Source organism: Caldimonas brevitalea, from assembly GCF_001017435.1.
Lineage (GTDB): Bacteria > Pseudomonadota > Gammaproteobacteria > Burkholderiales > Burkholderiaceae_C > Caldimonas > Caldimonas brevitalea.
The window spans coordinates 1,389,527-1,409,830 of record NZ_CP011371.1 but is presented as its reverse complement, the minus strand read 5'-3'; the positions used below and the strand labels follow the sequence as shown (position 1 = coordinate 1,409,830).

Genomic DNA, 20,304 nt, shown 5'->3' with positions numbered 1-20,304 from the left:
ACGCCCTCAAGACTTACCAGGGACTACAGATGAACCATACCCTTCTTCCTGTCGTGATGGCCGGGGGCTCCGGCACCCGTTTGTGGCCGCTGAGCCGAGCCCTGTACCCGAAGCAGTTTCTGGCCCTGTCGGGCACCGAAACGCTGTTTCAGCAGGCAGTGCGCCGGCTGACCGACCTGGCCGACGGCGCGACCCAGGTGCGCAGCCCCTGCATCGTCGGCAACGAGGAACACCGATTCCTGACGCTCGACCAGCTGCGTGAAATGAAGGTCACGGCGTCGGCCCTGCTGCTCGAGCCGACCGGCCGCAACACCGCGCCGGCGCTCACGCTGGCCGCGCTGTACGCGCGCGACGAGCTGGGCGCGAAAGAAGACCCGATCCTGGTCGTCACCCCCGCCGACCAAACGGTCACCGACCCCGCCGCCTTCACCGCGGCCTTGCGCGAGGCGGTGCAGGCCGCGGCCGACGGCAGCATCGTGATCCTCGGCATCCGCCCCGACCGCCCCGAAACCGGCTTCGGCTACATCCGCACCCGCGGCGGCGAGGGCGTGGCGCAGCCGGTCGCCGCCTTCGTCGAGAAGCCCGACGCCGCCACCGCCGAGCGCTACCTGCAGGAAGGCTGCTACTACTGGAACAGCGGCATGTTCGTGCTGCGGGCCTCGGTCTGGTTGAAGGCGCTGGCGCAGTTCCGCCCTGACATTGCCGACGCCACCGAAGCGGCCTGGAAGGCGCGCGTGGCGGACAACGGCTTCATCCGCCCCGGCAAAGACGAGTTCGCCGCGATCCCGAGCGAGTCGGTCGACTACGCGGTGATGGAGCGCTGCCCCGCCGACCCGAAGTGCGGCTTCGCGGTCAAGATGGTGCCGCTGGACGCCGGCTGGTCCGACCTGGGCGCGTGGGAAGCCGTGTGGCAGGTGTCGAGAAGCCCGACGCCGCCACCGCCGAGCGCTACCTGCAGGAAGGCTGCTACTACTGGAACAGCGGCATGTTCGTGCTGCGGGCCTCGGTCTGGTTGAAGGCGCTGGCGCAGTTCCGCCCTGACATTGCCGACGCCACCGAAGCGGCCTGGAAGGCGCGCGTGGCGGACAACGGCTTCATCCGCCCCGGCAAAGACGAGTTCGCCGCGATCCCGAGCGAGTCGGTCGACTACGCGGTGATGGAGCGCTGCCCCGCCGACCCGAAGTGCGGCTTCGCGGTCAAGATGGTGCCGCTGGACGCCGGCTGGTCCGACCTGGGCGCGTGGGAAGCCGTGTGGCAGGTGAGCCCCAAGGACGAGCATGGCAACGCGGCGCAAGGCGACGCGGTGATCGAATCGAGCCGCAACACGCTGGTACACGCCACCAGCCGCCTCGTCAGCGCGGTCGGTTTGGACAACGTCGTGATCGTCGAGACGCCCGACGCGGTGCTGGTCGCCGACCGCAGCCGCAGCCAGGAGGTCAAGAAGATCGTGCAGCAGCTCGAACAGCGCGAGCGCTCCGAAGGCACGCTGCACCGTCTGGTGCACCGCCCCTGGGGCTGGTACGACAGCATCGACGCCGGCCCGCGCTTCCAGGTCAAGCGCATCATGGTCAAGCCCAAGGCGAGTTTGTCGCTGCAGATGCACCATCACCGTGCCGAGCACTGGATCGTCGTGTCCGGCACGGCGGAAGTGACCTGCGGCGACAAGAAGCTCCTGCTGTCCGAGAACCAGAGCACCTACATCCCGCTGGGCGAGGTGCACCGGCTCGCCAACCCGGGGACGATTCCGCTCGAGATCATCGAAGTGCAGTCGGGCTCCTACCTGGGCGAGGACGACATCGTCCGCTTCCAGGACACCTACGGGCGCACCAGCTCGTCGAAGTAAGCCGCCGGCGGCGGCACCACGGGCGGCGGCGCTGACGTCGCCCGTTCACCAGCCGGCCGCATCGACCCGACCGTCGTCTACCCCACCGCGGGCCGCGCTGAGGCCTTCAGCTCAGCACGGCTCCTTGCGGCACAGGCAGTAGATGAACTTCTGAACCGTCCCGAACGGCGTGCGGTGCTCCTCACGCTCGTGCCCGAGCACGGTGAACGGCCGGCCGAACTCGGCATGCAGCGTTTCGGCGTTGTAGCGCATGACCGGCAGCCCGCTGCATTTCTCGGGGCCGTCCTCGGCGAAGGTCGCGACGATGACGTGGCCGCCCGGCTTGACGGCACGCAACACCGCCCTGACATAGGCCTCGCGCTCGTCGTGGGTGGTCAGGAAATGGAACACCGCCCGGTCGTGCCACACGTCGTAGGCATGAACCGGAAGTTCGACCCGGGTGATGTCGCCTGCGAGCCATGTCACCGTTGCGGCGCGCTCGCCCAGCCGTGCCCGGGCTGCCGACAAGGCGGCCTCGGAGAGGTCGAGCACCGTGATGTCGGCATCGCCCTCCGCCAACAAGTCATCCACCAAGGTCGAGGCGCCTCCCCCGACGTCGATGATGGCCGCCTGCTCCGCCCCGCGTGCCCGCCGGATCAGGTCGACGGATTGACGGGCATGTTCCTGGAACCAGCTCACGCTGGTGGTGTGTTTGGTGCTGTAGACCTGTTCCCAGTGTTCCTTGGACTGCATCCGTCTCCCCCGCTCGCCCGTGTCATGTCGTGCGCTTTGAACTTTACCGGGACCGGGCCGATGCAGCATCGGCAGTAAGTCACTCAGGTCCTCAGCCACGGAACAGCAAAAAAGCACAAGGGGCGCCGCAGCGCCCCTTGTGCTCGAGTATCCGGTCAGCCACGCCGCCGCGGCTCCCCCTGCCCTGCGGCGACCGGCGCCGCCGCCCAAGGGGCCGCAGCGTCCGCCGCCACAGCGGCGATCAGGCCCGGCCGATCGCGTGGTACTCCAGGCCCAGCGTCTTCATCAGCGCCGGCTCATAGAGATTGCGCCCGTCGAACACCGTCTTGTCGCGCAGCGAGTTGCGCAGCGCGTCGAAGTCGGGCGTGCGGAACTCCTTCCACTCGGTGACGATGACCAGCGCATCGGCCCCTTCGAGCGCTGCCGGGCCCGACTCGGCGAAGCTCAGCCCCGACACGTCTTCGAGCACCCGTTGCGCCTCGTGCGCCGCGACCGGGTCGTAAGCCTGCAGCTTGGCGCCGCGCCGCACCAGCTCTTCGATGATCACGCGGCTCGGAGCCTCGCGCATGTCATCGGTGTTGGGCTTGAAGGCCAGGCCCCAGACCGCGAAGGTCTTGCCGGAGAGGTCTGCGCCATAGCGCTTGACGATCTTGTCGACCAGCACCAGCTTCTGGCGGTCGTTGACCTCTTCGACCGACTGCAGCAGCTGCAGCGGCTGGCCGGCATCGGCCGCGGTCTTGATCAGCGCCTTGACGTCTTTCGGGAAGCACGAGCCGCCGTAGCCGCAGCCGGCGTACAGGAAGTGGAAGCCGATGCGCGGGTCGCTGCCGATGCCCTGGCGCACCAGCTCGATGTCGGCCCCCAGCTTCTCGGCCACCAGCGCCAGCTCGTTCATGAAGCTGATGCGGGTGGCGAGCATCGCGTTGGCGGCGTACTTGGTGAACTCGGCGCTGCGGATGTCCATCAGCATCATGCGGTCGTGGTTGCGCACGAAAGGCGCGTACAGGGCCCGCATCAGCAAAATGGCGCGCTCGTCTTCGGCGCCCACCACCACGCGGTCCGGGCGCATGAAGTCGGCCACCGCGGCGCCTTCTTTCAGGAACTCGGGGTTGGAGGCCACCGCGAAATCGAGCTTCAGGCCGCGCTTGTCCAACTCGTCCTGGACCGCCGCCTTGACCTTGTCGCCGGTGCCCACCGGCACCGTGCTCTTGTCGACCACGACCTTGAAGTCGGTCATCAAACGGCCGATGTTGCGGGCCGCGGCGAGCACGTACTTCAGATCGGCAGAGCCGTCTTCGTCGGGGGGCGTGCCGACGGCGATGAATTGGATGGTGCCGTGCGCCACCGCCTGCTCGATGTCGGTGGTGAATTCGAGGCGGCCGGCCGCCGCATTACGCTGCACCATCTCCAGCAGCCCCGGCTCATAGATCGGGATGCCGCCTTCCTTGAGCACCCGGATCTTCTCGGGGTCCACATCCAGGCACAACACGTGGTTGCCCATCTCGGACAAGCACGCGCCCGTGACCAAGCCCACATAACCGGTACCGACGACCGTGACCTTCATGACTCAACCTCTTGTATGTTCATTCGAGCGGGCCTTGCTGCACTGCGCGGCCCCCCTGTTTCCTGCCTGCCTGCCTGCCGGTGACCTGATCACCGGCCGCGTGCCGCGGTGCGCCCGGAGAAGATGGCCGGCAGCATGCGCATCACGAAGATGCTATTGGTGACCAGGTAGCGTTTCCAGAGCCGCCTCGGCTCGCTCATCAGCCGGTAAAACCATTCCAGGCCCGACCGCTGCATCCACAGCGGCGCCCGCTTGATGGTGCCGGCATGGTAGTCGAACGCCGCGCCGACCCCGACCATCACCGCATGCACGCGGCCCCGGTGAGCGGCCATCCACTTCTCTTGCTTGGGGCAGCCGATGCCGACGAACAGCACCGCGGTGCCGGCCCCGTTGATCTGGTCGACGTAGGCCTGGTCTTCCTGCGGCGTCAACGGACGGAACGGCGGCGACACCATGCCGCCGATCTTGAGCCGCGGGAACGCCTTCAGCAAGGCCTGCTGGAGCTTGGCGAGAGTGTCGTCGGTTCCACCGTAGAAGAACACCACCTGACCAAGGCGTTGCGCTTCGGCCAAATACTTCCACATCAGGTCGGGGCCGTTGATGCGGTCCTGGCCGGCGAACCCGGCGCGCCGCAAGGCCCAGGCCACCGGGGCGCCGTCGGGCGTGGACATGTCGGCATGGTCGATGACCTTGCGGAACTCGCTGTCCTGCGTCGCGGTGACGACCGAATGCACGTTGCAGATGCAGACGTAGCGCGACTCGCGCCGCCCGCCCCAGTTCACCAGGCGGCCGACCGCCTCGTCCCACGACAGCGCGTCGATGGGCGAGCCAAGCACCGAGCCGACGCTGCGGGAAGGTACTGCCTGTTGTGTCATGGTGCTCTCTTCTGGCTCCGGTGCACCGCACGCCGTCCCGCGGCGCGCGTGTGCTGCAGCGACCTGGCGTCGCGGCCAGGGTCGGTCGGGGCGACCGTCGTCTCGGCGGTCAGCAGCATGGTAATCCTCCTGCAGGGTTGAAATGGGCGCGCCTGCGCCGCCGAATGCAAGCTTCGGGCCGGGCGACGCCCGCTGTCGCGGCGCGCCCCTCTAGCAGCGGCATCGCCGTGGCGCGCCGGCGAGAAATTAGCATGTGAAGTTCTTTCATCGGTGTCAGGACGCAACGCCAAGCCGCTGCGCGTCGCCCCTCCCACGCCCTCATCGCTTGGCCGGCGCCGCCAGGCACTCGCGGATGCCCTCGCAGAAGCGCTCGGCCATCTGCTCGATCGAGATCGTCGCGGCTTCGCGCGCGCAGCCATCGCGCAGCACGTCCAGCCGCACTTCGTCGCGCAGCAACTCGGCGATGCTGTTCGCATACGCATCGATATCGTCGGCCGTCATCAGGCCGTTGACACCGTGGCGAAGGTAAGAAACCTCGGGCGAATGGGTCTTGCAGTCGGTGGTGATCATCGGCACCCGCGCCTGCAGCGCATCGACGACGTTGAGGCCGACCTTGCCGGGGTTGAGCATCACGGTGCTCATCTTCAGCAGCTCGGCCTTTTCGGCGCCCTTGCGCAGCCCCATCCAGTGGACCCAGCCGCCCGACTCGGCGGCGGCGCGCTTGATCATGTCGCGCAGCGGGCCCTCGCCCACCAGCACCAGCTGGAAGTCGGGCACCTGCTGGCGCACCCGGCGCGCCGCCTCGAGCAGGAACTCGGGCCGCTTGTCGGGGATCAGCGAGGCCAGCATCAGGCCGATCGGCCCCGGCGGGATGCCGTAGGCCTGGCGCGCGGCTGCTGCCCGCTCGGGCGTCACACTGTCGAGGTGCTGCTGCAGCGCGGTGGTGTCGATCGCGTTGTTGAGCACCGTGATGCGCTCGCGCGGAAAGCCGGCGTCGACCACCACGTCGGCGCTCAGGTCGGTGTAGGCGAACCACCAGTCGACCCGGCTGACGAACAGCCGCTTGAAACGCTCGCTCAGCGAGTTGGGGTTGAGCGCCTGGAAGTTGCGGCCGTGCCCCCAGAAGGCTCGCTTCAACCCGCGGTGCTTCATCGGCAGCAGGTAGTTGAACAGCAGGTTGTTCTCTTGCGTCACGACGATCAGGTCGGCGTCGTGCAGCACCGCCGACGGGTCTTGCCAGCAGACCTTCTCGCGCAACAGATACCGGCAGGGCACGTGCACGCCCCATGAAAGGTCGCCGCCGTCGTTGTTCTCGGCCTCGCCGGGCTTCGGGTCGCCGTAGACCACGGTCAACTCGATGCCCATCGCGTCGAGCCGCGCGCGCATCTGCTCGAACAAGGGCAGGCGGTAGTGGGTCATGCGCCGTTGCACCACCACCGCGCGGGGGCGGCGCACAGAGGTGCCGGTGGCGCGTTGAGGGGCGGCGGCAACGCCCGCCGGGGTGTCCGGCGGGCTGCCGCTGGCTTGCTTGAGCATGACGGTCGGTTCTTGTTTCATACGATCCTGCATCGCTGCACGAAGTTGCGGTCGACCCCGCTGTGCCGGCTCGACACACCGGAGCATGCCGCGTGGCGCCGGGCCCGCCCGGCGCCACGCGGTCCCGGGCTCATGCGGCCTGGGCGGCGCGACCGGGCACGGCCTGTCGGGCCTCGGCGTAGATCTCGATCAATCGCTCGTAGTTGCGTTGTGGCGTGTAGAGCCGCTCGTAGAGCGCGCGCGCGTTGTGCCCCATCTGGCGCATCTCGTGCGGATGCGCTTCGGCCCAGGCGAGCTTGTCCGCCAGGTCCTGTGGCGAGCCGGGGTCGAACAGCAGGCCGCTGTGGCCCTCGACCACGATCTCGGGCAAGGCCCCCAAACGGCTTGCGATCACCGGCAGTCCGCAGGCATACGCCTCGACGATGGTGCGCGGGAAGTTCTCGTACCAGATGCTCGGGATCACGAGATAACTCGCGGCCGACATCAGCGCCAGGATTTCGGGCAGCGGCTTGAAGCCCACCATACGCTCGCCGAAGGCGGCGCGCGCCTCGGGTTCCAGCTCACCGCCGCCGATCACCGTGATGTTGGGCTGCGGCAGCCGCTTCGCGGCCTCGCTCAGCACGCTCAAGCCCTTCTCCTTCGACAACCGCCCGACGAACAGACCGCCCTGGCGGCGCTCGGCGACGTCTTGCGGCGGCAGGTCGACGAAGTTGGGTTTCAGCACGATACGGTCCGCCGGCAGGCCGCCTTCGATGAATTTGGTGCGGCAGAACTCGTTGAGCGCGATGTAGCGGGTGACCTTGTCGCGATAGGTACCGAGCATGCGGTGTGTGGTCAACATGCCCGCCACGACTGCCGATTGCACTGTCGAATCGCGATAGCAGCGGTGCCTCACCGCCCGCCACGGCACATGGCCCACACAGTCTTCGCAGACCCGCTCTTCCCGCAGGAACAGCGCCTGCGGGCACATCAGCCGGAAGTTGTGCAGCGTCTGCACCACCGGCACCGACTCGGCCGCCGCGGCCCAGTAGACCGCCGGCGACACCAAGGGCAGCGTGTTGTGCACATGCACCACGTCCACCTGCTGCTCGCGGATCAGCCGGCGCACGTCGGCGTGGCTGCGCGGCGACCAGATGGTGTCGCGCAGCAGGCTCAACTTGGAGCCGGCGCCGATCTCGTCGTTGTGGCGCCGGTATTCGATGACCTCGTGGCCGCGCTGGCGCAACAACTCGATCTCGGAGTCGACCACGCTGTCCTCGCCGCCGCGCACCCGGTAGCCGTTGTGCACGAACAGCACCCGCTGCAGCTGCGGCGCGCCGCGGCCGCGCTCCTGATGCGACGTCGGTCCGGTCCCGGGCGGCGTGGGCGAAGACGGTGCCGCGCCTGCGGTCGCGACCCGGCTCATCCCCGCCATGGGGCGCTGGCCGGGCAGCGGCATCACGTGGTCGTGCCCCTCGGGCCTGCCGACGACGGTCATTGCGTCACCTCCGCTGCACCCACTGCGGCTTGCGCGCCATCGAGCCCGGCGTACAGGTTCTGCCATTTCGCGACGAAGGCCTCGCGCGAATACTGCTGCACCGCCTGCTGGGCCGCGGCCGACCACTGCGGCAGCCGGTGCCGCTCGCCGATCGCCTGCGCCAGCGCGGCGCGCACACCTTCGGGCGTGCGCGGCGCCAGCCAGCCGTTCTCGCCGTCGCGCACGAATTCTTCGGCGCCGTACAGTCCTTGGGTCACCAGGGTCGGCAGGCCCGCCGCGGCGGCCTGCAGGATGGCCAACGAGAAGATCTCGTAAAGCGACGGAAACGCAAACACGTCGGCCGCCCAGAGATAAGGCCTGACGTCTTTCTGCAGGCCGACAAAACGCAGCCGATCGCCCACACCATGGCGCGTGGCGATCGCCTGGTACTCGTCGATCTCACGCTGCTGGCCGCCGATGACCAGCACCTGCGCCTGCGCCCGGAGGGGCTCGGGCAGCCCGGCCAGGGCCTCGATCACGACGCCCAGCCCCTTGCGGGCGAAGTCGCCCAGCGCCATGAACGACAGCACCACGGCATCGGGCGCAAGGCCCAGCGGCTGCCGGAACGCGGCCCGGTCGAAGTCGGCCGGGCGGGCGAAACGGGCCACGTCGACCGGGTTGGCGATCGTGACGATACGATCGGCGACGTCCGGATACTCGCGCGACAACTCGCGCGCCAGCCCGAGCGACGGCACCACGATACGCCGTGCACGCAGAAAGGCACGGCGCTCGAAGATGGCGTTGAAGCGATGGTTGGCCTCACGCGCCAGCCGGCGCAGGCCCTTCACCGGCGACGACTTCCACGGGCCGTTCAGATAGGCCCGGTGGCAGAAGTGGGCGTAGGCGATGTCGGCGCCCACGTACTGCCCCTGCGTCGTCTGCACCTGGTCGGCCCGGTTGCCGCGCAGCCGCCAGGCCGTGTAGAGCATCGGCGCGAGCAGCTGGAAGGCGACGTAGCGCAACACGATCGGCCCTTTGGGCAGCGGCACGCGCACCCAGTCGATGCGCCCCGGCTGCGCCACTTCGCACCGGTCGGAGAACACCGTGATGCGGCGCGACTCGGCCAGCCCCACGATCTCGGCCAGCACGCAACTGCCCGCGGGGCTGGCCGCCGCGATGGCCTGGTCGAACACCACCACTCGGGTATCTTGCTTGGACATGACGGTCCTTTGCCGGCCCTCAGGCCGAACGCGCGACGAGCACGACGCCCGACACGATCAGCAGCGTGCCAAGCACGCGGGCGGTGGACAGCGGTTCATTGAACAACCAATAGCCGAGGGCCATCGTCAGAATGAACCCCAGCCCGACAAAAGGATAGGCGACGCTGACGTCGATGCGCGCCAGCACCGCCAGCCAGACCATCGCCCCCAGCCCATAGAGGGCGAGGCCGCCGACCACGAACGGGTTGGTCGCGAAGGCCAGCGCCACCGGCCCGGCACCGTCGAACGGCCCCTGCATGCCGGGCTTGGACATGCCGAACTTCAGCATGATCTGGGCCAGCGACGACATGCCGACGCTGGTGAGGATGAGCAGGAGCAGTCTTGCGGTCATCTTGTACTTCCTTGTGTGTTCGAACGATACGTTGTCACGGCGTGGCGGCAGCCGGCGCGGCCGACGCGGCCGGCTCGGCAGGCGCGGCCGCAGCGCCCGTCGATTCGGCATGCTGGATCACCACCGGTGTGCCGGGCGGGAACACCGGCGCCAGGCGCACCGGATGACGGCGGCCCACACTGCTCACCTCGACCCGTTGCCCGTCCCAGCGCCAATCGACCGTCGCGCCGCGCACCTGGATGCCGCGCACCGCAATGGGTCGCTGCAGCCATTCGCGGCGCACGCCGGCGCCGATCACCAGGGTGGCCTCGTCGGCTCCCGGATCGAGCAGGGTCAGCATGTCGAGTTGCAAGGCCAGCACCTCGGCGGCGGTGCCGTAGTGAGGCGTCACATGGCGCGGCTCGACCCAGCCCCGCACGGCCTCCCAGCCGTGCGAGCTGTTCTCCTCGCCGTCGCCCTCCCACCAGGTGTAGGCACCGGGCGAGACCTGGTGCTGCCAGTAGCGCTGCAGCGTGGTCCAGGTGCGGTCGGGCTGGCCGAGGTAGAGCGACTGGTGCGCGATGGCGATGTCGAAATAGCTCTTCTTGGGCATCGGCGCCCCCGCCACCGGGCCCGGCACGTCCTGCTGATGCAGCCGCTGCGCATAGGCCTGCCGTGCCTCCCGCGCGATGCCGGTGGGCCAGGTGCCGGTGACGTAGGTGCGCGGATTGGCCAGATCGCCCCCTTCCTTGCGGGTGCCGGCCCACAGCTTGGCGACGTTGCGGGCGCCGAAAAAGCCTTGCGCCTCGGCACCGGCGCGCATCCAGCGCACCAGGTCGTCGCGCGTCGGCTGGCCGCCCGCGCCCTGTTCCGCCATGCGGCGGTTCCAGGCCTGGCGCAGACCTTCGGCGGCGCCTCGCCATTGGGCCGCCTGCGCGCTGTGGCCGAGCCGGGTCGCGAACTGCGCCGCGTCCATCAGGCCGCGGTAGGCAAACGCCGACAAATACATGCGCGGCACATGCCAGTCCGTGCGGCCTGCCATCAGGCCGTCGCTGCCCGGCAGGCAGGCGAGCTTGGTCTCCTGGGTGATGGCAAAGCGCGCCAGGAACGGGCCCTGCGGTTCGGCCAGCAGCGCCCCCTTTGCGCCCAGACAGTCGAGCAGCCATTGCGCCTTGCGGCTCACGTGCGGCCACACCGCGCGGTCGAACGCCGGATCTCCGGCACGCGAGGCGTACTCTTCGAGCGCCCACAGCGCGAGGCCGGGCGCACTCGCCTCGGAGCCGAAGCCACCGAAGAAGTCGCGGCGTGCCAGGTCCATCGCCAGGTCGCGAGCCAGCACCAGGTTGCCGGCTCGCGCCAGCGCGGCAACGGCATAAGCCGTTTCGCGGGTCCAGGGCTGCCCGTAGTTCAGCGGGTCGCCCGGCGGCAAGGTGCCCCGGTCGATGGCCATGCCCAGGTGGAAGAGTTGGGCGCGCAGGCTGTCGACGAAGACGGCATCGGTGCCTTCGATCTGCGGCACCTGCACCGCCGGGCCGGCCTCGTTGACCGCCTGCAAGGGCTCGATGCTGACGACGACCGCCGCCCGCGGCAGCACCACCCGGGCATAGGCCCAGCCGGTCGCACTGCTGATCGAGTTGACGCGCTGCGGTGCCGCGAAGGCGTCGCGCTGTTCGTCGCCCAGCTGGACTTGCGCCTGTTCCGGCAGCCGCACGCGCCAGCGGCCGTTGACCTGCAGTTCATGCGTCTCGGGCGACCACTCGAGGCGCTCGACCGGGCCGGCGGCCGGCCCGACGCCGCGCAGCAGCAGCTCGATGCGCTGCTCGCCCGGCAAGGACGCGCTGGCGTCTAGCCGCAAACGCCACGCGCCGCCGCCGACGTCCTGCTGCCAACGCCCGGTGTAGGCGGGGGTTTCGAACGCGACGCCGGGCCAGCGCCCCTGCTCGAGCGTCACACGTTGCGTGGTCTGCTCTTTCGGGAAGCTGTCGCTCGTGTGGCGCGTCTTGCCGGTGTTGTCGGTCACCCAGAGCGAGATGCCGAACGAGCCGACCCAGGGCGAGAAACTGCCCCCCGGCTCGAAATAGCCCTTGGCCCCCAACGCGCTGCCCGGCGTGCCGACCAGCACGTGGCCGTCACCGCGCGGCCAGGGGCCCAGCGGGCGTCGCTGCATTTCCTCGAGCAAGGCCGTGCGGGTCGAGCCGAGCCGTGCGGCGTACGCCTTGCTGTCGACCAGCACCGTCACATTGTTGAAAGCGAACAGTCCGACCATCGCGAACAGCGCGATCAGCACCAGGGGCCGCAAGCGCGATTCGAAGGCGAACGAGGCGAGCACCACCAGCAACGGCGCGAGGTGCAGCGCATACAAGAAAGTCTCTTCGCCGTAGACGAGGTGCAGCGCCCATTGACCGGCCAGCCCGCCGAGCAGCAGCAGACGGAAGCCTTTCGGGGCTCGTGCATGCCGCAACCCGAGGAAGCCCAGCGCCAGCACGCCGATCCACAGCACCAGCGCCGGCCAGCCGACCAGCGAGCCCGAGCCGAGGTCGGCGCGCTGCATCGACAAGCCCTTCCAGTACGGGTTGGGGCCGACCCGGTCGGGCTGGGGCGCCAGCATGCTGTCGAACCAGAACACCTTCGAAATCAGCAGCGGGCCGCCCGCGTCCTCTTTGAGGATGTAGGACTGCTCGTTGGTGCCCTCGGTGAACAGCGCTGTCGTGGGCATCAGCCGCTGCTGCACCAGTGCCAGGCCGACCACGAGGGCAAAGGCCGCCACGGTGGCGATCAGCGCCGCCAGCGGCCGCAGCCGGGTGATGGCCAGCAGCCAGCCGAACATCCAGTTCGTCACGGTGATGGACAGGCTGGCCGCGCTGGCCAGCGACACCCGCAGGCCTTCGCGCCGGGCCGACGCCACAGGCGCCGAGCCGACGAACAGCACGATCGCGATGGTCAGGGCACCGAGCTGGAAGCTCTCGGGGATGGTGTAGAAAAACAGCCAGCCAGCGCTCACACCCAGCAGCAAACACAGCAGCGCCGACTCCAGCGTCGTGCGGCCGAGGCGGCGCAGCGTCAGGAACAGCAAACACACGGTGGCGGCCGCCGTGGCGCCACCGTAGAGGGCGGTGGCGGTGCGCGCGTCGACCGACAGCAAGGCCTGGATCGCCGCGACGACCGGTATCGTCACCAGCGAAAAGATCGGATGGACCCGGGCGCGCTTGTGGTCGCCGTCCCATTCGCTCATGTCGCCCAGCACCCGCACGACGTCCGACTGGAACCAGCCGTTGCCGGCATCGGTCCAGAACAGCAGGGTTTCCGGGGCATACAGCCGGTCGGGTGCGGTCACGCCCAAAGCGAAAGCGGTGACGAAGGCCAGCACGGTGAGGCCGAGGCAACACCACTGGTCGGTCGACAACCGCCAACTGCGGGACGAAGGCTGGCCCGCCTGCTCCTGGAGAGGCACGCTCATGACGCGGTCAGAACAGCACGCCGGACGCGACGGCGAGCGCCACGACCGACAACACCGCGATCAGCTGGCTGGCGCGGTCGGTGACGGCAAACACGACCGGATCGTCGTGCAGCTCCATCCGGCTGGCCTTCAGCCAGACCCGGCTCACCCACAGCAGCACCAGCGGGCAGATGGTCCACAGCGCGGCCGGCCGCGTGAAATGGCTCGCGGTGGTGGGATCGTTGACGTACATCGCGAACACCAGCACCGCGACCAGGCCCGCCGACGTGCCGACCGACTGCACGAAGGGCAGGTCCGACACGCCATAGCCGCGACCGACGACCTTGACCTTCTCGCTGAGCTCGGCATCGCGCAGTTCGACATAGCGCTTGATGCACGCGAGGCTCAGGAACAGGAACATCGAGAACGACATGATCCAGAACGACGGCATCACCTGGATCGCCGCGGCGCCGGCGATGATGCGCAAGGTGTAGAGGCCGGCGAGCATCAACACGTCCTGCAACACCCGCCGCTTGAAGTACAGCGAATACGCGAGGGTCGAGATCCAGTAGACGCCCAGCGTGGCCACGAAGCCGAGCGGCATCGCCACGGCGGCGAGCAAGAAGGCGGCCGCCAGCATGCCGACCGACAACACCACGCCGGCGGGCAGCGACACCGCACCGGAGGCGAGTGGGCGCTTGCGCTTGCGCGGGTGGGCCCGGTCGGCTTCCAGGTCCATCAGGTCGTTGAGCAGATAGACGCTGGACGCGCACAGGCCGAAGGCCACGAAGCCGATCAGCAAGGAGATCCAGTGAGACGGCAGCAAGTCGCCGGCGATCGGCAGGGCCGGCAGCAGCAGCAGCGCATTCTTGGCCCACTGGTGCAGCCGGATCGCCTTGGCCCACACCTTCACACCGGGTTTCTGCGGCGGCACATGCAGTTCCTCGCGGGTCACCGCATTGGCCTGCCGACGCACACCGGCGCTGGCATTGACGACGAGGGCCGCGTCGGCCTCGCGCCAGACGTCCAGGTCGACCTGGTCGTTGCCGGCGTAGGCGAACCGACCGCCGGCGTCGGTGCGGATCGCCTCCAGCTTGTGCACGCCCTTGCGATTGACGCTGCCGTCGCTGGCGATGACGGCGTCGAACAAGCCCAGGTGCTCGGCGATCTGCTGGGCGTATTTCTGATGGCTCGCCGTCGCCAGCACGATGCGACGGCCCAGTGCACGCTGTTGGCGCAGATAGCCCAGCAGTTCTTCGTTATAGGGCAGGCACCGAACGTCCAGATTGACCGCCGCGGCCAGTTCGGCCTTCAAATGCGCCTTGCCGCGCATCAGCCAGGCGGCCAGGCGCCACGCCTGCAGGGGCTGAGCGGCAACGAAGCGCATGGCGGACTCGAGCAGCAGGTCCGAGCGGATCAGCGTGCCGTCGAGGTCTACGTATAGCGGCGCAAGGGTGTCGGCCGGCATGGCGCTCGGTGTGTCCGTGCCGAAGTGCTCCGCCTTCAGCAATACGTTGTGGTTCTGCATGCTCTCCCTGCGTCTACAGCAGTACCAGCCGCGTCTCTAGTAAGACAGCGGCGGCTTCAGGTTCAAGGACTCGCGTGGCGCGCGCGAGGAGCGCGGCGCGTGCGCTGCACAGCCGATACGGAGGTACGGGCAAACCCGTAGCATCGCCCATGCCAGTGGCAGTCGTGTGTCAAACCGTTCCGGCGTTGCACGGCCGCGGTTATACCTGCAGCGGCGCGCGCTGGCGCGCGGCACGCGTGCTGACTACACGAATGAGGGGGGGTGCGGAGGGGGCGCTCACCGCTTGCGCGCCATCGCGCGCGCAAGGCGCCCCTCGCTCTGGCAACCGGCCCATCGCCCCGCGCGCCAAGATGTGGCGCTCGCCCGCGCTGTCGCTGCGGAGCCGTGCCATGGGCGTGGAGACCCGCCAGCCGCCCCACGTCACATTTGTCTACGTGTTGTCGCGCGTTCAACGCATCATGTTCGCCCTGGATGCCAGAACATCGGCACCTCGCCGCGCCCGGCGCGGCCCTCTCCCGGAGACCCCAACGTGTACCTGCCCCCCGAAGACGCCCGCGCCTGCCCGCCGCACGCACCCACCGGCCTGCTGGCGCGGCGGCGCGTGAGCCTCGCCGCCCTGGCGGCCCGCTGGTCGCCCCTCGAGGCCTCGAAGCCATGGCTGGCGTCGCTCGCGCTGTGCGTGGCGCCGGCCGTCGGCATGAGCGCTGACGACAGCACCGGCGTGATCGAGCTGCCGGCGAGTTCGGCCGCCGCGGCAGCGCCGGCAAATGGCCGCGCGGCGCCTTTGCGCGCCGCGGCCGTCGCCGCTCCGCTGACACCCAAAGTCAATGCCTGGGGCAAACGAGCGCCGAAATTCCAGTTGGAAGGCCCGCGCACGCTGGCGAGCGCTGCTGCTGCTGCTGGGTCCACCAACGGCGAAGGCGGCGCGCAACAGGCGCTACGCTTTCGCGTGATCGATCGAGGTGACGGAGACGCCCACCTGACCTTCCCCTACCCCTTCAAGTCCGGCACCAGCTACCGCGCGACGCTGCGCGTGAAGAGCGACCGTGACGCGCAGGTGGACGCCATGTTGCGGCGTGACGTCGCGCCCTACGACCCGTTTGCGATCAAGTCGGTCAAGGTCACCCAGCGCTGGCAGACCGTCGAGTTGGAGGGCACGGCGGTGAGCGACGCGCCGGCCTCGTTGCGCCTGGCGTCCAAGACGCTCGACGCACCTTTGTGGGTCGACAAGGTGAACATCGAGGCGATCGAGGGCAACCCGATTGCGAGCGTGAACACCGATCCGATCCCGGACGAGTTCTTTGGCGTCCACCTGATGCGACTCGGCTCGCACCAGAACTGGCCGTCGTTCCGCCCTGGCGTGGTGAGACTGTGGGACACCCGCACGACCTGGAAGGACCTGCAGCCGGAGCCGGGCCAGTGGGACTTTTCCGGCCCCGGGTGGCGGCGCCTGGACCTCTACGTCAACCACATCCGCAAGCACGATCCCGACACCAAGATCATCTACACGATGGGGCAATCGCCCACCTGGGCCTCGTCGCAGCCGGAGTGGCGCAACGGCTATGGCCTCGGGCACGGCGCGCCGCCGCGCGACCTGGAGCACTGGCGCGACTACGTCCGCACGGTGGGCAAGCGCTATGCGGGCAAGATCCGGTATTGGGAAGTGTGGAACGAAGCCGACTACTCGGCCTTCTACAAGGGTCCCGTCGAGACGATGGTGCAGATGACCCGCATCGCGCGCGACGAACTGAAAGCGATCGACCCGGCCAACCAGATCCTCTCGCCGGGCCTCACCGCCGGCCAGGGCGTGCAGTGGCTCGACCGCTTCCTCGCTGAAGGCGGCGGCAAGCTGGTCGACATCATCGCGTTCCATTGGTACTACGACGTCAAGCCGGAGTCGCTCGCGTCGCCGATCCGCAACGTGCGCCGCGTGATGCAGAAGCACGGCGTGGGCGACAAGCCGCTGTGGAACACCGAAGGTTCGTTGCTGTGCAACGCCAAGGTACAGAACTGCAAGCCCATCGAGTTCAGCGAAGCCCAGCTGCGCTCGCATGCCCTGCGGGCGATGCTGACCATGTGGAACGCCGGCGTGCGCAACTTCGATTACTACTTCTGGGAAGGCCGGCTGCCCGGCGAGGCCATGCTCGAGCGCGACTACAAGACGCCGACACTCGCCGGCCGCAGCTACAACAAGGCTGTGGAGTGGCTGCGGGGCGCGCGCGTGGTCGATGCCTATCGCAGCGGCTCCGACATCTACGTCTATCGCATGCAGCGGGGCGACCAACCTTTCGTGATCGCCTGGTCGCTCGGGCCTGAAACCACGGTGCGCCTGCCGGCGGAGTGGCAGGTGGGGCGAGCCGCCAAGCTCGACGGTGACGTCGAACGGGTTCCCGAAAATCGGCAGGTCAAGCTGGGGCTGGACCCGGTGCTGCTGCAGTAAGGCAGCAGGCACGCCGTTGGCCCCGGCCGGGCGGGGATCGTCAGCTGTATCACGATTCATGCCCGGCCAGCATCAACCAGTTACATAACCGGCATCCTCGTTTCAAATGCGGTGTCAGTGACCCCGCCAGATCCGCCGTTAATCCCTACAACGCATCGGTGAAAGACGCTCAGGCTGGCACTGCCTGACAACACCGCAGCGGGAGAACGAGGCTCGTCCGCCAGGACGTTACACCGATCACGTCGGTACCTCGCTCGCGCGCCCGCTAGTTCCTGTCCAAACACGTCACTTTTGTCTCGCGTACAGCGCGGCATGGACCTTGTTTGGTCTTCAGGCAAATGCAACATACCCAGGACTCAGAATGAACTCGAGCGTCTATCGTTGGGCCGTCTCCTTATCCCTTGTCTTATTGGCCGCCTGTGGCGGCGGTTCCGGGTCGAACCAAGACACCTCCGCGGCTGATGCCGCCGGCCAACAGACCTTCGCACCGACCGGCGACAGCGGTCCCGACCAGCCCGTGATCGAATCCGACGCCCCCTCGGACGACGAAACGTTACCCGATTCGTTACAGGCAGAAAAGGGTCTGACGGAACGCGCAATGGCAGTGACGGACTCCGACAACCTTGTTACGGCGGCGTCCAACTTCGAAGGCACCTACACCCGCTTTGCTCCGGGTTGGAATGTGAACTACTGGGGCTCTGTCAAGTGGGAAGCAGCCCGGGAGAGCCGCAGCGGTTACGTTCACAGCGGCACCTCGGCCCAGCGCTTTCGTGTCTTGTCGCGCAGCAGCGGCGCCGACGCGCACCTGATCTTCCCGCACGGTTTCGTCAACGGTAAGTCGTATCGCGCCGTCGTCTATGTGCGCACCGACACTTCTGCCCAGGTGGAAGTGATGCTGCGCCGTGATGCGCAGCCGTGGGACGTCACCGCGGCCAAGACCGTCTCGGTCGGCTCGGGCTGGACCCGTGTCGAAGTCCAGGGTCGCTTCCGCTGGAACAGCCCTGGTTCGCTGCGTGTGATCTCGAAAACGGTCGGCGCCAACATTTATGTCGACGATGCGCAGATCTCTGCGGTCGAGGAGGCCGGCGACACCGATGTGACCGGCATGCCCTTGCCGGCGGCCGGCGGCGCGTCCACCACGCTGACCCAGGTCTTCGCCAGCAATTTCGACGACGTCTTCAGCTACACCTCCACCGGCTGGCGCATCAACGTCTGGGGCGAGCCGCTCGGCACCTTCCAGGCCGGCCGCGAAACCCGCGCCGGCTATGTGCACTCGGGCGCCTCGTCGCAGCGCTTCCGCATGCTCACGACGGGCGGCGGCGACGCGCACCTGATCTACCCCTTCCCCTTCGTGAAGGGCCGCACCTACCGCGCCACCGCCTACATGCGCGCCGACTCGAGCGCGACGGCCGAGCTGTTCATCCGCCGCGACGCACCGCCCTGGGACGCTGCCGGCACCCGCACCGTGACGCTGGGCACCTCCTGGCAGAAGGTTGAGGTCCAAGGTATCTACCTCGGTGACGTGGTCGGCTCGCTGCGGGTCGCTTCGAAGACCCCGGGCGCCAACATCTACGTCGACAGCGTGAAGCTGGAGGAAGTCAAGCAGAACGACCTCGCCCCCGCGAGCACGACCACGGTGCCCAACACCCTGTTCGGCATCCACGTCAAGCGCCTGGGCAACCACTTCAACTTCCCGCAGACGGGTCACGGCCTGCTGCGCCTGTGGAACACCGGCACCAACTGGCGTGACCTCGAGAAGGCCAACAACGTCTGGGACTTCACCACCGGCAGCGGCAAGCGTCTGGAGCTGTACGTCGACTACGCGCAGCGCAACAACGCGCAGATCCTGTACACCCTCGGCCAGACGCCGGCCTGGGCTTCGAGCAACCCGAGCGTCCAGGGCTACTACGGCCTGGGTGCCTCGATGCCCCCGACCCACCTGGAAGACTGGCGCGACTATGTGCGCACCCTGGCGCGTCGCTATGCCGGCAAGATCCGCTACTGGGAGCTGTGGAACGAGTCCGACTTCTCGGGTACCTGGGCCGGTTCGGTCGAGAAGATGGTCGAGATGGCGCGCATCGCCCGTGAAGAGATCAAGGCGGCCGATCCCGCCAACCAGCTGGTGTCGCCTGGCCTGACCACGGGTCAGGGTGTGGCGTGGCTCGACCGTTTCCTCGCCGCCGGCGGCGGCAACCATGTCGACGTGATCGGCTTCCACTGGTACTACGACATGCAGCCCGAGAAGCTCGCGCCGCAGATCCAGAACGTGCGCCAGGTGATCAAGAACCATGGTCTGGAGCACAAGCCGCTGTGGAACACCGAAGGTGCGCCGCTGTGCAACTCCAGCCTGGTCGACTGCGCGACCTGGACCGCCTCGGTCGCGGAGCAGCGTTCGGTCAACGCCCGCGCGCTGATGATCATGTGGGCCAAGGGCGTCTCGAACTTCAACTACTACTGGTGGGAGCGGGGCGAGTCGCAAGGCCGTCTGGTCCAGGATGACTTCGTCACCCAGACGGCCGGCGGTCATGCCTTGGCCGAAGCGATCAAGTGGATCAAGGGTGCTCGCCTGGTCGATTCGTTCAAGGTTCAGGACAAGGTCTACGTGTTCCGCATCAACCGCGGCACCGAGAACTACACCGTGCTGTGGTCGACGACGCCGGGCACGTCGGTGACGATCCCCTCGAGCTGGGGCATCACCCGCCTGCGCACCCTGGCGGGGCAGGAGTCCAGCCTGGCCAGCGCCACGTTCACTTTGGGCATCGAACCGGTGATGCTGAAGTAAGCAGCGGGGGGCGCCTGGGTGCCGAGGCACCCGGGCGCGAGCCCGCCCGGCTGGACGCGAAAGCGGCACCGGCCTCCCCCAGGGGTTCGCTGACGCGCTCGGCGAACCCCTGCGTCGTTTGGGCGTCCGCCGCGCCGGCGCGGAGGCGCCAGCCGCTGAACGTTGAACCGGGCCTGCGATGGCGGACAGGACACGAAAGGCCCGTCGCGCCGGCCAGCGAGGCGGGCAGCCGGTGACCGGTGACGTAGTGCCCCGGTCGTTCTACGCCGCCCTGCCCTTGCCGCCTGCCCCTCCGCGGCCCTGTGCCCCCTCGCCGCGTGCCCTCGCCCTCGCCCTCGCCCTCGCCCTCGCCCTCGCCCTCGCCCTCGCCCTCGCCCTCGCCCTCGCCCTCGCCCTCGCCCTCGCCCTAGACGATCAGAATGGAAACTTTTCTCTTCCCGAGCAACAACGGCGCCAGAGCGTAACGCCCGTCCCACGCTCCAGACCCCGGCCCGAGCGCCCCGATCTGGTGCACCGGACCAT

At 68.4% G+C, this 20,304-nt stretch carries 12 protein-coding genes and 1 pseudogene; 4 read left to right on the top strand and 9 right to left on the bottom strand.

Features of this window, described 5'->3' with window-relative positions; genetic code table 11:
* The first annotated feature begins 29 nt into the window (after positions 1 to 29).
* Both AAW51_RS28955 and AAW51_RS06180 read left to right on the top strand, forming a co-directional pair.
* Entirely contained in the window at positions 30 to 1,016 is a 987-nt protein-coding gene (locus tag AAW51_RS28955; RefSeq protein ID WP_157359635.1) for a mannose-1-phosphate guanylyltransferase, read from the top strand.
* Positions 911 to 1,843, top strand: a pseudogene (locus tag AAW51_RS06180) (mannose-1-phosphate guanylyltransferase/mannose-6-phosphate isomerase); the annotation flags it as partial. The gene AAW51_RS28955 and the pseudogene AAW51_RS06180, both read left to right, overlap by 106 nt.
* Before the next feature lie 111 nt (positions 1,844 to 1,954).
* On the opposite strand, the gene AAW51_RS06175 reads toward AAW51_RS06180, so the two are convergent.
* The 9 genes from AAW51_RS06175 to AAW51_RS06135 form a co-directional block, all read right to left on the bottom strand.
* Positions 1,955 to 2,575 (bottom strand): class I SAM-dependent methyltransferase, encoded by a 621-nt coding sequence (locus tag AAW51_RS06175; protein WP_047193909.1) that lies wholly within the window; start codon positions 2,573 to 2,575, stop codon positions 1,955 to 1,957.
* Between the two features lie 241 nt (positions 2,576 to 2,816).
* Positions 2,817 to 4,139, bottom strand: coding sequence for a UDP-glucose dehydrogenase family protein (locus tag AAW51_RS06170; protein WP_047193908.1), 1,323 nt, complete (start codon positions 4,137 to 4,139; stop codon positions 2,817 to 2,819).
* Between the two features lie 89 nt (positions 4,140 to 4,228).
* Positions 4,229 to 5,014, bottom strand: a complete 786-nt coding sequence (locus tag AAW51_RS06165; RefSeq protein WP_047193907.1) for a WecB/TagA/CpsF family glycosyltransferase — start codon at positions 5,012 to 5,014, stop codon at positions 4,229 to 4,231.
* A 318-nt stretch (positions 5,015 to 5,332) separates the two neighbouring features.
* Positions 5,333 to 6,571, bottom strand: coding sequence for a glycosyltransferase family 4 protein (locus tag AAW51_RS06160; RefSeq protein ID WP_053013374.1), 1,239 nt, complete (start codon positions 6,569 to 6,571; stop codon positions 5,333 to 5,335).
* Between the two features lie 109 nt (positions 6,572 to 6,680).
* Complete coding sequence (locus AAW51_RS06155) at positions 6,681 to 8,027, bottom strand: glycosyltransferase family 4 protein (protein ID WP_238947773.1); 1,347 nt, start codon at positions 8,025 to 8,027, stop codon at positions 6,681 to 6,683.
* The gene (locus AAW51_RS06150; RefSeq protein WP_083438113.1) at positions 8,024 to 9,226 is read right to left on the bottom strand and encodes a glycosyltransferase family 4 protein; all 1,203 of its coding nucleotides are present in this window, start codon (positions 9,224 to 9,226) and stop codon (positions 8,024 to 8,026) included. Before AAW51_RS06150 ends, AAW51_RS06155 begins: the two co-directional genes overlap by 4 nt.
* A 19-nt stretch (positions 9,227 to 9,245) precedes the next feature.
* A complete protein-coding gene (locus AAW51_RS06145; protein ID WP_047193905.1) occupies positions 9,246 to 9,617 on the bottom strand; it encodes a DMT family transporter in 372 nt (123 codons plus the stop codon).
* A 34-nt stretch (positions 9,618 to 9,651) separates the two neighbouring features.
* Positions 9,652 to 13,053 (bottom strand): PH domain-containing protein, encoded by a 3,402-nt coding sequence (locus AAW51_RS06140; RefSeq protein WP_157359634.1) that lies wholly within the window; start codon positions 13,051 to 13,053, stop codon positions 9,652 to 9,654.
* A 7-nt stretch (positions 13,054 to 13,060) separates the two neighbouring features.
* Positions 13,061 to 14,560, bottom strand: coding sequence for a UbiA family prenyltransferase (locus tag AAW51_RS06135; protein ID WP_238947772.1), 1,500 nt, complete (start codon positions 14,558 to 14,560; stop codon positions 13,061 to 13,063).
* Between the two features lie 529 nt (positions 14,561 to 15,089).
* Between AAW51_RS06135 and AAW51_RS06130 the strand changes: the two genes are divergently transcribed.
* Both AAW51_RS06130 and AAW51_RS06125 read left to right on the top strand, forming a co-directional pair.
* Positions 15,090 to 17,000, top strand: coding sequence for a glycosyl hydrolase (locus tag AAW51_RS06130; RefSeq protein WP_047193903.1), 1,911 nt, complete (start codon positions 15,090 to 15,092; stop codon positions 16,998 to 17,000).
* A 598-nt stretch (positions 17,001 to 17,598) separates the two neighbouring features.
* Positions 17,599 to 19,782, top strand: coding sequence for a glycosyl hydrolase (locus tag AAW51_RS06125; RefSeq protein WP_047193902.1), 2,184 nt, complete (start codon positions 17,599 to 17,601; stop codon positions 19,780 to 19,782).
* Positions 19,783 to 20,304 lie beyond the last annotated feature (522 nt).

Coding starts and splice junctions, on each gene's coding strand:
- AAW51_RS06150 (WP_083438113.1), bottom strand. CDS start 9,226: ATGTCCAAGCAAGATACCCGAGTGGTGGTGTTCGACCAGGCCATCGCG.
- AAW51_RS06160 (WP_053013374.1), bottom strand. CDS start 6,571: ATGAAACAAGAACCGACCGTCATGCTCAAGCAAGCCAGCGGCAGCCCG.
- AAW51_RS06165 (WP_047193907.1), bottom strand. CDS start 5,014: ATGACACAACAGGCAGTACCTTCCCGCAGCGTCGGCTCGGTGCTTGGC.
- AAW51_RS06170 (WP_047193908.1), bottom strand. CDS start 4,139: ATGAAGGTCACGGTCGTCGGTACCGGTTATGTGGGCTTGGTCACGGGC.
- AAW51_RS06155 (WP_238947773.1), bottom strand. CDS start 8,027: ATGACCGTCGTCGGCAGGCCCGAGGGGCACGACCACGTGATGCCGCTG.
- AAW51_RS28955 (WP_157359635.1), top strand. CDS start 30: ATGAACCATACCCTTCTTCCTGTCGTGATGGCCGGGGGCTCCGGCACC.
- AAW51_RS06140 (WP_157359634.1), bottom strand. CDS start 13,053: ATGAGCGTGCCTCTCCAGGAGCAGGCGGGCCAGCCTTCGTCCCGCAGT.
- AAW51_RS06175 (WP_047193909.1), bottom strand. CDS start 2,575: ATGCAGTCCAAGGAACACTGGGAACAGGTCTACAGCACCAAACACACC.
- AAW51_RS06145 (WP_047193905.1), bottom strand. CDS start 9,617: ATGACCGCAAGACTGCTCCTGCTCATCCTCACCAGCGTCGGCATGTCG.
- AAW51_RS06125 (WP_047193902.1), top strand. CDS start 17,599: ATGGCAGTGACGGACTCCGACAACCTTGTTACGGCGGCGTCCAACTTC.
- AAW51_RS06135 (WP_238947772.1), bottom strand. CDS start 14,560: ATGCAGAACCACAACGTATTGCTGAAGGCGGAGCACTTCGGCACGGAC.